The organism is Rothia koreensis (assembly GCF_004136575.1).
GTDB lineage: Bacteria > Actinomycetota > Actinomycetes > Actinomycetales > Micrococcaceae > Rothia > Rothia koreensis.
Genome location: NZ_NOIQ01000023.1, coordinates 21930 through 32719, shown reverse-complemented (window position 1 = coordinate 32719; position 10790 = coordinate 21930). Strand labels below are relative to the sequence as shown.

The 10790-nt window shown below is 66.5% G+C and carries 10 protein-coding genes; 4 read left to right on the top strand and 6 right to left on the bottom strand.

The annotated features are described in order from the left end of the window. Nucleotides 1–419 precede the first annotated feature (419 nt). Nucleotides 420–845, top strand: a complete 426-nt coding sequence (locus EWU68_RS11745; protein ID WP_129316322.1) for a YchJ family protein — start codon at nt 420–422, stop codon at nt 843–845. Here the strand turns inward: EWU68_RS11745 and EWU68_RS11740 are convergent. Together EWU68_RS11740 and EWU68_RS11735 are read right to left on the bottom strand one after the other, a co-directional pair. Then, nucleotides 809–2500 (bottom strand): ABC-F family ATP-binding cassette domain-containing protein, encoded by a 1692-nt coding sequence (locus EWU68_RS11740; protein ID WP_129316321.1) that lies wholly within the window; start codon nt 2498–2500, stop codon nt 809–811. The two genes, EWU68_RS11745 and EWU68_RS11740, sit on opposite strands and share 37 nt — an antisense overlap. Before the next feature lie 147 nt (nt 2501–2647). Next, complete coding sequence (locus tag EWU68_RS11735; RefSeq protein ID WP_129316320.1) at nt 2648–3349, bottom strand: TetR/AcrR family transcriptional regulator; 702 nt, start codon at nt 3347–3349, stop codon at nt 2648–2650. Nucleotides 3350–3426: 77 nt separating this feature from the next. Here EWU68_RS11735 and EWU68_RS11730 point away from each other — a divergent pair, with 77 nt between their 5' ends. Together EWU68_RS11730 and EWU68_RS11725 are read left to right on the top strand one after the other, a co-directional pair. Beyond that, on the top strand, nt 3427–4530 hold the full coding sequence (locus EWU68_RS11730; RefSeq protein WP_129316319.1) for an ABC transporter permease: 1104 nt from the start codon (nt 3427–3429) through the stop codon (nt 4528–4530). 14 nt (nt 4531–4544) lie between these two features. Then, nucleotides 4545–5738, top strand: a complete 1194-nt coding sequence (locus EWU68_RS11725; protein WP_129316318.1) for an ABC transporter permease — start codon at nt 4545–4547, stop codon at nt 5736–5738. A 535-nt stretch (nt 5739–6273) separates the two neighbouring features. Here EWU68_RS11725 and EWU68_RS11720 read toward each other — a convergent pair. Both EWU68_RS11720 and EWU68_RS11715 read right to left on the bottom strand, forming a co-directional pair. Next, on the bottom strand, nt 6274–7152 hold the full coding sequence (locus EWU68_RS11720; RefSeq protein ID WP_129316317.1) for a spermidine synthase: 879 nt from the start codon (nt 7150–7152) through the stop codon (nt 6274–6276). 73 nt (nt 7153–7225) lie between these two features. Continuing rightward, a complete protein-coding gene (locus EWU68_RS11715) occupies nt 7226–8695 on the bottom strand; it encodes an MFS transporter (protein ID WP_129316316.1) in 1470 nt (489 codons plus the stop codon). Nucleotides 8696–8816: 121 nt separating this feature from the next. Here EWU68_RS11715 and EWU68_RS11710 point away from each other — a divergent pair, with 121 nt between their 5' ends. Continuing rightward, on the top strand, nt 8817–9770 hold the full coding sequence (locus EWU68_RS11710; protein WP_238692445.1) for a TetR/AcrR family transcriptional regulator: 954 nt from the start codon (nt 8817–8819) through the stop codon (nt 9768–9770). A 58-nt stretch (nt 9771–9828) separates the two neighbouring features. Here the strand turns inward: EWU68_RS11710 and EWU68_RS11705 are convergent, their stop codons facing one another. Continuing rightward, a complete protein-coding gene (locus tag EWU68_RS11705; protein WP_129316315.1) occupies nt 9829–10461 on the bottom strand; it encodes a GNAT family N-acetyltransferase in 633 nt (210 codons plus the stop codon). Then, nucleotides 10458–10766 carry a thiamine-binding protein gene (locus EWU68_RS11700; protein ID WP_129316314.1) on the bottom strand — a complete coding sequence of 103 codons (309 nt, stop codon included), beginning with the start codon at nt 10764–10766 and terminating at the stop codon, nt 10458–10460. Before EWU68_RS11700 ends, EWU68_RS11705 begins: the two co-directional genes overlap by 4 nt. Nucleotides 10767–10790 lie beyond the last annotated feature (24 nt).

Below are 10790 nucleotides of genomic sequence, written 5' to 3'. Positions count from 1 at the left end.
GCGGTTACCCGATGGGGAGCCACTCACCGCCGTTAGGTGGTGGCATAACCGCCTCCAAACGGCGGCAATCGCCACCGAGTCGGGTAACCACCACCCAACGGCACCGCGCACAGGGCACTCAGAGCCCCGACGACGCCGGCAACCACCACCCCATCGGGCAACCGCCACCCAACAGCGCCACGCCGATGCCGCGCAGGACCGTCCCAAGGCCGCCCGGCGGCGCGAGGTGGCAGATCTGTGCAGATTATGCCCTCGAAAACGCACAAGACTGCCACCTCGGCCCGCGATACCGCCCCACGCCCCACCCCTCCGGCAACGAACCACGAACGGTGGACCAACGAGGTCAACTGGCCCCTGCTCGTCAACCAGCCCGAACCGTAGGTCCCGGGTCCGGGCCAGGGGCAGATATCCTGGTCACCATGACCGCGATCTCCGACGACACACGTTGCCCCTGCGGCACTGGCGAGGTTTTCGGCGCATGTTGCGGGCCTTTCATGACGGGCCGCAGCAACCCGCCGACCGCCGAGGCACTCATGCGTTCGCGCTTCACGGCGTTCGCCGTGTCGGAACCGGAGTACCTGCTGGCCAGCTGGCACCCGAGCACGCGGCCGGCGTCGTTGGAGCTGGACGAATCGGTCCTCTGGCAGCGGCTCGACATCCTTCGCACCTCCGGCGGCCCGTTCGACGACGTCGCTCGCGTCGCCTTCGCCGCCCACTACCGCTCCCGGCCGGGCGCGCCGGAGCACCAGCGGGTCAAAGGAGTGCAGAGGGAGGACAGCCGGTTCGTCCGCGAGGGCGGCCGCTGGTTCTACGTGGACGGGGAGCCGATCGCGCCGCCCCGGTAATCGCCGATGTCCAATCGGGGCCAATCTCCCAGGTCGGCCAGCATCTGCTGATCGTGGGTTGCGACGACGACCGCGGCCTCCGTCGCTCGCAGAGCCGCCGTCAGCTCGTCGACCAAGGCCGGCGAGAGGTGGTTGGTCGGCTCGTCAAGCATCAGCAGATCCGGGCGTTCGGCCAGACACAGCGCCAGATGCAGGCGCCGTTGCTGCCCCTGGGACAGTTTTCCGACCGGAGCCCCGATCGACGCCGAATCCAACAGACCCAGGCTCCGCAACGACGGCGCATCGCGACCGGCCGACGCAGGATCATCGACAGCCATCCTGTCGATGTGGTCCCGGTACGTCTCCGACGCCGTCTTCGACGAATCCCAGTCCGGAACCTCCTGGGAGAGCACAGCGACACGAGCACCCTGATGAACGGTCAGGTCCCCGCTCGTGAGCCGAAGTCGCCCGGCCAGCGCGGAGAGAACGGTAGACTTGCCTGCCCCGTTCGGACCGGTCAGCAACAACCGGTCACCACCGTCGATCCTCAGATCGATCGGTCGGTCCAGTCGGCCGGACACCATCATGTCCTCTCCGTGCAGAATGGGTTTGCCCTTGGTGCCCAACGAATCCGGCATGGCGAAGTGCAGAGGAGGCTCGGGGACCGTGATCCGGTGTCTCTCGAGATCCTCGAGGCGACGATTGAAGGCCTGAACCACGCCGTCCGAGCGCGTGGCCCGCTGGTGCTTGCCCGTCCCCTTGTCCGGCCTCCACCCGGTGCGGAGCTTGCCCCTGGCCTCGTCGGCGGCCTCGGCCAACCTCGAATGTTCACGAACCTGGTCGCGGTACTCCTGCTCCCACCGGTCTCTCTCGCCGTCCCTGCCAGCGACCCACCCGTCGTAGCCTCCGGCATAGAGCCGGGGCAGTCCGTCTCTGGTGGGATCCAGGTCGAGAAAGCTGATCCCGACCTCGCGCAAGAGGGCGCGATCGTGGCTGACCAGGACCAGGCCGCCCCGATGCTCCTTGAGACGACGGACCAGGTAACGCAGTGCCTCAGCGTCGAGATGGTTCGTCGGCTCGTCCAGAAGCAGAAGGTCCGCACCGGAACCGAGCGCGACGGCCAACCTCACCCTGTATCGCTGCCCGACGGACAGCGTCGAGAGTTCCCGTTCGCGGTCCGAGCAGGCGCCCAACCCTTCCAGGTCGACGTCGACGCGTCGCTCGGCATCCCACGCGTCGCATCGGGTCGCCGCATCCAGAGCGGCGGTGTACCTGGCCTCCGCGCCAGGCCGGCCATGGGCAAGATCTTCGGTCGCCGCCTCGAGGTCCTCGAGGGCCGCAAGAGCCTCGGCGATGGAGGCGTGGATAAGGTCGCCGACGGTCCGTTCGAAGCCGGCCTCGAGATGCTGCTCGATGAGCGTCAGGGACCCGACGCGGGACACGCGCCCGTCGTCGGGCGCCAGGATTCCGGCCAGCACGTGCAACAACGTCGTCTTGCCCCGGCCGTTCTCGCCGACGACGGCGAGGCGGGAACCGGCCGAGACCGTGACGTCGACGCCGTCGAGCACGGTCCGGTCTCCGAGGGTTACGCGGATTGCTTCGGCCCTGATCTGGGCCGAACGTCCCGCCGAGAGCATGGTGCTCGCAGAGGGGGTTGAAAGGGATGAATTCGACATGGTGTTCTCTCAGCTCGTCGTGGAGCCGGGCAGAACGAAATGGCCGCCCGGCAGATGCCCAGGACGGCGAACGAGAAGTCAGAGGGGACTCGCCGCCGTCAGCGGCGAGTGCGGAGCTTCATCGAAGCGATGCCGGAATACATGGTTCTACCGTAGCCCGGAGGACCCAGCCTCCGCGAGGCCGCCGCTTCCGGTCCCGGGCGACTCCGCGCGAGGGCCGTCTTCGGAATCGCTCCGGGTTTCCACGGGCGTCGTCGGCACGAAATCGGTGGACAGCGCGGAAACGTACGAGTTGAAGTAGGCGGAAATCTCAACGGGGGTCACGCTCGGGTCCCGTTCCGAGGAATAAACCCAATACCCCATGGTCACCACGGCCCCACCCGCGATGAACATGACCCTCTGACGGGGCTCGGCCGCGAGGGTCTCGTACGGCGCGCCGAAGTAGGTTTCCGACAGACGCTCGGCAACCCACCGGATGAATGACCGGCGAGCATTGCCGAAGACCTCGGTCTCGCCGAGAATCGGCTCGTAGAATCCGGGTTCGGCACGGAGGTCCTCGAAGAGCGCGACCAGCGCGCCGCTGCGGGGAACACCTGCACCACGACGCCACACGGCGGGGCTCACCAGGTTGACGAGGCGGTCGCGGAGCAGCTCGGTGTAGACGTCGTCGACCGCCGCGAAATGCTGGTAGAACGTCGAACGGGACACCCCGGCCCGCTTGCACAGCTCGGAGACCGACACCTTCCAGTTCCACTCCGGCGCGGCGGCGTCGTACAGGGCCGTCTTGAAGGCGCGTCGGGTCTGCGCGATCCGGGGGTCGGCGGCCTCCGCGCCGCACTCGCTCGTCATGATCTGTTCCTCACATTCGTGCCTCGTGCGCTTATCTTACACCTGACAGGCTGGTTTACGAGTGTAAAGTGATGGTCATGTCAGTTCAGCCCCAGCAATTGTCTGCGAAGAAGATCCCGACCAAGTTCGTGCTTCTCGCCATGCTCTTCCCCTTGTTCATGGCTTTTGCCTACCCCGGGTCATATGTGTCCGCGTTCTACAATCCCCACCCCCGGGACATGAAGGTCGAGGTCATCGAGACATCGCCCCAGGCCTCCCAGATCAGCCAGGAGATCACCGCCGAGGCCGACGACGCCACGGACGTGTCCACGGTCCCCGACGTGGATACCGCGAAGGACGACCTGCGCCATCTGGATACCCGCGCCGCGTACGACCCGAGCACGGGCGATCTGTACGTGGCATCCGCCGGAAGCCGGCAGGCGACCCAGGCCGCCCAGGGGATCTTCGAATCCGTGGCCAAGCAGTCCGGGACCTCGCTGAACGTCAAGGACATCAAGACCCCGAGCGAGAACGACTCGACCGGGACGTCCTTTCTCTACCTGATCATCGGTGCCACCATCGCCGGATACATGACGGCAACCATGCTCAACACCTTCGGGCCGCGAACTCGCGTTCGGACCCGGCTGGCGGTCCAGGCGGTCATGGCCGTGGCGGCCGGCGTCGTCGAAACCGCGATCTCATACGCCGTCTTCGGCTCCTTCGACGCCCACATCATGCCGGTCGCGCTGATCATCACCGGCACATTCTTCACCGCGTCGGTGGTCCAGATGGGACTCTTCGACATCATCGGCCAGGCGGCCTCCCTGATCGGGCTGACGATTTTCGTGATTCTGGGAATTCCTGCCACCGGGGTCGCGGTGTCGTACGACATGATGCCCGGCTTCTTCCGTGTCATGAACCAGCTTCTGCCCACGGGGGCCAGCTCCGAACTGATGAGGAGATCCCTGTACTTCGACGGCAATGGTGTCGGGACCCCGATCCTCGTGCTCGCGGTCTGGTTGCTCATCGGCACCGGACTCCTCTGGATGGGCAGCCTCCGATCGCGACCGGTTCCGCCCATGGGCTCCGGTGAGGACCGCCGACCGCCGCGCACCAGCGACGAACCGCTCCTGACCGCGTACACGGACGACGCGCCCTCCCCCGGCGACGAGCCCAGCACCGCTTCCCAGCCCGCTCGATAGGAACAGAGACTTCCATGAATGACAACGATTCCTCGATGGATGCACCGCAGCAGAACTCCAACGGGTCGACGTCGGCCCGACACCGGTCGAGCATGCACCGCCAAACGACCCGGGCCGAGAGCCTCCGGTCGATGCCCCCTGCATCCGGTATCGGCGTGCACACCGATCCCACGAAGCCCGCACGACAAGTGGACCAGGCCCTGACCACCAAGAGAATGGTCACCCTCGGGATGCTCTTCCCGCTGTTCATCATGGTCATGATGCCCCTGGTCATGACGGGCATGACCCACCACCTGTCGCCCCACGACATGAAGGTGGCCGTCATCGGATCCGGAGACCGCGTCGAGCAGGCCGAGAAGGACCTCGACAAGCAGACCGCGAATTCCTTCGACGTCTCGCGCGTGGACTCCGTGAACCAGGCCAAGGACGACATCAAGGACCACAGCCTCCGCGCCGCGTACAACCCGGCAACGGGCGACATGTACTACGCGGGAGCCAACGGGTCACAGGTCAAGTCCGCGGTGACCAACCTGTTCTCCTCGACGGCCCAAGAATCACAGACCACGCTCTCGACCCACGACGTCGCACCTGCGGCTTCCGAGGACAACCTCGCGAACATTGCGGTGTATCTCGCGCTCGGTGCGGTACTCGGCGGATTCATGACCGGAATGATCTTGGGGCTCATCCCCGTCGCGACGTGGCTCAGGGTGGTTCTGGCCCTGGTGATGCCCGCCATCGTGGCCTTCGGCGAGATCCTCTACGGCTGGGGCATGTTCGGGATCTTCGACTCCTCGGCCCTCGCGCCGTGGTTCATGTTCTACCTTCTCGGCCTGTCCTGCCTGGCCGTGACCACGGGCGGGATGCTGCTCATCGGCCCGGCCATGATGCCGATTTCGATGCTGCTCATGCCGTTCCTGGGGATGTCGGCGTCCGGGATCAACGGGCCGCTCGACATGATCAACGGCTTCTACGGCGGCGTGAACCCCTGGCTGTTCTCGGCCCAGGGCATCGAGGCGGTCCGGGACGCCATCTACTTCCCCGAGGCCGCACTGACTCAGCCGGTCTGGGTCATGATCGCGTGGACGGTCGGGGGCGTACTGCTGGCCGCCCTGGGCACGATGCGACAGAAGCGACGCCATCTCTTCGCCCAGATGAACGACGTCCAGGAGGCGACGTCGCTGATCCCGGCCGTCGCCGTGGCCCCGTAAGTCGGGGTTCCGGCCGGGGCGGCGTTCCGGCCGGGCCGGGGTTCCGGGGCTGCGCGGCATCGGCGCTCGAGGTGGCAACTTTGTGCGCCCCGGGCGGGCCGAGGCGGCAATCTCATGCGCCCCGGCGGCTCGAAGTGGCAATCCCGTGCGGCCCGCGGCGCGAAGTGGCAACCACGTGCGATTTTTGACCCCACAACCGCACGCCACTGCCACCTCGCCGGAAAAACCGCTCAAAACTGCCATCTCGCACACACCCACAGGCCGAAGTGGCAACCACGTGCACCAGGGCGGACCGAGGCGGCAATCTCATGCACCCGGCGGCTCGAAGTGGCAATCCTGTGCGGCCCGCGGCTCGAAGTGGCAGTCCCGTGCGCCCCGCGGCGCGAAGTGGCAACCACGTGCGATTTTTGACCCCACAACCGCACGCCACTGCCACCTCGCCGGAAAAACCGCTCAAAACTGCCACCTCGCGCCCGCCCGCAGCCCGCAGAGCAGCCCGCCCGCAGCCCGGAGCGCGGCCCGGCGTCGCCGCTGATCAGCCCTGGTCCCTCCGGGCGACAGAACCGGAGGCGAAGCGCCGCGTCCAGTTTTCGTCCTTGAAGTGGGCAGGGACCCCGCCTCCCAGGAGCTCGCGGGTCAGTGCCGCGGCGTCGGGGTCGAGGGCGTCCGGGAACGGAGTGTCCGAGGCCAGAAGAATGATGTTGCCGTACCGGCGGCCCTTGAGCATGGGCGGGTCGGCGACGCATGCGACGTGGGCGAACACCTCGCAGAGGCCGGCGACCTCGGACCGGGCGACGGCGAGCTCCCTGGTGTCGCCGCAGTTGGCCACGTACAGGCCACCGGGAGCCAGCGAGCGATGTACGTGTCGGAAGAATTCGACGGTCGTGAGCGGGCGGGGCGTCCGGGCACCTGCGAAGACATCACGGACGACGACGTCGCGCGAGTCGTCGACAAAAGATTCCGTCACCTCGCGGGCTTCTCCCACCCGGACGCGAACGGTGGGAGCACGCGGGATATCGAACCAACCGCGCACGTATTCGGCGAGTTTGCCGTCGAGCTCGACCACGGAGTGGCGGCTGCCGGGCCAGACGTCCGCAAAGTACCGCGGCATCGAACAGGCACCGCCGCCCAGATGGGTCATGCGCAGCGCGGACGGATCGAAGTGCCGGTCAACGAAGTAGTCGACCACCGCGGCGATCCACCGCATGTACTCGAAGGCGAGCTCCTGGGGCTCCCCCACGACCACGTGGCTCGACTGGACCCCATTGATTCTGAGCATCCAGGCCCCCGGACGGAACGTGTCCCGTTCCAACTCCGCGGTGCCTGTGTCGATCGCGTATTCGCCCTCGACCGGGCCATCCGCGACGTGCTCCTCGGCCGCACCGCCCTTGCGGTTCCTGCTCTTCCTGCTCACGGCCCCACCCTACCCGGGCAGGTCCCGCGGTCAGACGCCACCCCGTACCCGCGGGCATGCCCGGCCCCCGGGGTCAGTGTTCTTCCGTCTCCTTGGAATCGGTCAGGGTTCGGATGCCGATCGCGGACATCACGAGCACCAGACCGGCAAGGATCCAGAACGATATCTGCTGGGAGTGCACGAACCCGTTGACCGTTGCGGCATCCCAGGCCCCGTGCGGAAGCGTCTTGCCGACCACGGTGGCCATCACGGTTCCGACGATCGCGACTCCCACGGCATTGCCGAGTTCCTGGGCGGTGTCGTTCATGGCCGAACCGATCGAGGTGTGCGTCTCCGGGAGCGCGCCCAGGAGGGCCACCGCACCCGTGGTCATGATGGTTCGCATGCCCATCGTCATGATCAGCATTCCGATCGCGCACCACAGGTAGCCGTGGGAGACCGCGTAGACCCACAGCAGCAGGCTCACGAGGACCAGCGAGATGCCGACCATCGACGTCTTCCGGTGACCGAGCCTGACGACCATGCGATCCACGAACGGACCGACCAGCAGCATCCCGGCGACGAACGGAAGGTTCGCCAGGCCAGCCTTGAACGCCGACCATCCCCATGCGTACTGGTACAGCTGCGTCGAACCGAACATCACGCCGACCATCGCGATCATCACCGCGGTCTGCATGACGGCCGAACCGCGCACGGTCGGAATCGCGAGCAGCCCGAGATCGAGCATGGGGTCCTTGGCGGTCTTCTCGCGCCAGACGAATGCGATGAGGCAGACGATGCCCGCGGCCAGGATGCCGAGCGTTCTCGGCGAGGACCAACCGTATTCGGTCCCTGCGGTGAACGAGTAGAGGATCAGCCCCAGGGCCCCGACCGAGAACAGGCCACCGGGGACATCGGTGCCTCCTCGACGCCGATCGGCCGGGTCGTCCTTGGCGACGCCGAACCGGACACCGACCCAGGCGATGAGAGCCATGGGGGCGTTGAGCACGAGGAGCGATTGCCACGGCCAGCTCTGGACGGCCAGACCGGCCAGCGTCGGGCCGATCGCGAATCCGATCATGGACACGACCATGATTACGCCGATGGCCTTGGTTCGCAGATCCTCCCGGTCGAAGAGCCTGAACACGAGAGACATGGTCAGCGGAGCCATAAGTGCGGCAAATGCTCCGGACAGGGCCCGGACGGCAATCAACTGAGCCGGGGTCTGCACCAGCAGGACCGCGAGTCCGGCCGCACCGAACAGCGCCAGACCGGTCAGCAGGGTGCGACGCCGCCCGAGCTTGTCGCCGAGGGTTCCTCCGACCATCAGCAGGCCGCCGAAGGTCAACGAGTAGGCGCCGACGATCCACTGCAGATCCGTCGGGTTGGCCTGGAGGTCGCGCCCCACGGTCGGCAGGGCGACGTTGAGGATCGAGTTGTCGACCATCTCCACGAGCATGGCGAGGCAGAGGCCGAGCAGAGCGGGCCAGGCGGCCCGCAGACTTTGGGGTTTGCGGGAGGGCAGTGGCACGCCCTCCGTGGCGGTGAGTTCTTGAGTTGTCATGGGGAAACCTTTCATTGGATCGAACCTCGTTCGAGATATAGAACGTTGTTCGATGATCGAACTGTGTTCGAGAATAGAACGGTGTTTGATAGTGCGCAAGGTCCTGCGTAGATTTTGAGGAATGACGCCGCCCACACCCCGCCCGGATCCCCGGAAACGAAGCAATGCCGAGTCCGCGCACCAGCGCGAAGTCCGGCTGAATGCAATGAGAAATGCTCAACGGAATGCCCGTCGCACGGCCCAGGAGTCCAACGCGCGCGGAGGGGGCCGCGGAGGTTCCGCCGGGGGATCGGGTCGAGGCGCCGGCCGCGCGAACGCACGCCGGCGGGCGTCGTTGTCCTTGGACTCAATCCTCGAAACGGCCATCGCGACCCTTGACCGCGAGGGATCGGAGAAACTGACCCTGAGAGGTCTCGCGGCCGAACTGGACAGCGGCGTCGCGAGCCTCTACTGGTACGCCAGCGGCAAGGACGAACTCATGGAACTCGCGGCGGACGAGGTGATCGGCCGGTCCTTGCGCGAGAACCAGGCCCTGGATTCGTCCGGCAGCTCCAGCCCGCGCGACTTCGCGGAATTCCCTGTGCCCGAGCCGGACCCCAGAACGAGCCAACAGACCAAAGACGCTCTTTTCAAGATCAGGCGCCTGATCCTCTGCCTCTTCGCGCAGATGATGAAGCATCCCTGGCTCGCCGGACAGCTGATCAAGGCCGGCCCCGACGGACGCAACGCGTTCCTCTACTGGGAGACCGCCGGTCAGCAGATCATGCGCATGGAACTGACGCCGTCGGAGCAGTTCCACGCGTCGGTCGCCGCCATCAATTACGCAACGGGCATGGGCGCGGAGATCTCGGAAGGCATCAAGGAACTGGCCGCCGAACAGGACAGAGAGGCCGGCGCCCGAGAACAGATCCGCGAGTGGGAGGCCTCCGATCCTGACCAGTACCCGTTCATCCACTCGGTCCTCGGGGTCGTGGGGCTCTTGGACCACCGTTCCGAATTCATCGCCGGGTTGGACCTGCTCCTCAGCGGCCTGGAGCGGCAGACGTGGACGGGGTCAGGGCGCAGCGCAGGCTGATACGGCCCGCGTCGGAACAGGTCCAAGCAGCACAGGGGCGTGCATCATCCGGAACGCGTCATGAACCCTCGAGGCCACGGACCATGCGCCCCGTCGTCGACGGTGCCCACGCTCCTTCGGCCTCGAAGACCTCGCCCAGATCACGGAACCCGTGCCGGCGGTAGAAGCGCGCGGCCGCTGCATTGCCATTGATGATCCAGAGGAACGCGGGGTCGTCGGTGGGCAACGCCGCCCGCAACAGCTCGGACCCCAGGCCCTCGTTCTGGGCTTCGGGGAGGATGTACAGATTGATGAGCTTGCGCAGTCGCAGGCCTGCCGGGGATTCGATCGGAGCGGCGCCGATGTCCTTCTCCCAGGATTCGAGAGGGCCGGCGTCGGCGGACAGGGCGATCCCTACTGGACGGAACCACAGGTCCGGGTCCGCGCCCACGGCGCAGCACCCGTAGTCATTGGTCTCGTCCAGGGACGGGTTCGACCACGCAATGAAACCGGTCGCGTCCGGTTGGGCAAGATACTGTCGATCCTCGGCGGCGATCTCGTCCGCGTGTTCTCGCATGCGTGACCCGAAATCGGGACCGATGATGTCCCGGTAGGAGGCCCCGAGCGCGCTCACATGCACCCGGGCGTAGGCAGACGTGTCTTCGGGACCGGCGGGCGAAAGGAAGAACTTTCCGTCGCAGACGAAGGTCATTCTTCGCCCTCGAGTGCCCTTTCGAGTCGCTCGATCTTCCCCGTCAGTTCGCCGTCGTGTCCGGGTCGAATGTCGGCCTTCAGGACCAGGGAGACTCGCGTTCCGTACTCTCCCACCGCTTCCGTGGCCCGCTTGATGACGTCCATGCACTCGTCCCAGTCGCCCTCGATGGTGGTGAACATGGCGTCGGTGCGATGCGGGAGTCCGGAATCGCGAACGATACGGACGGCCGCGGCGACGGCGTCGTGGACGGAGGCGTCGGGTGAGTCGCCGCCGGACGGGGCGACCGAGAATGCAAACAACATGGTTCCAGAATGCCACTGACTGCG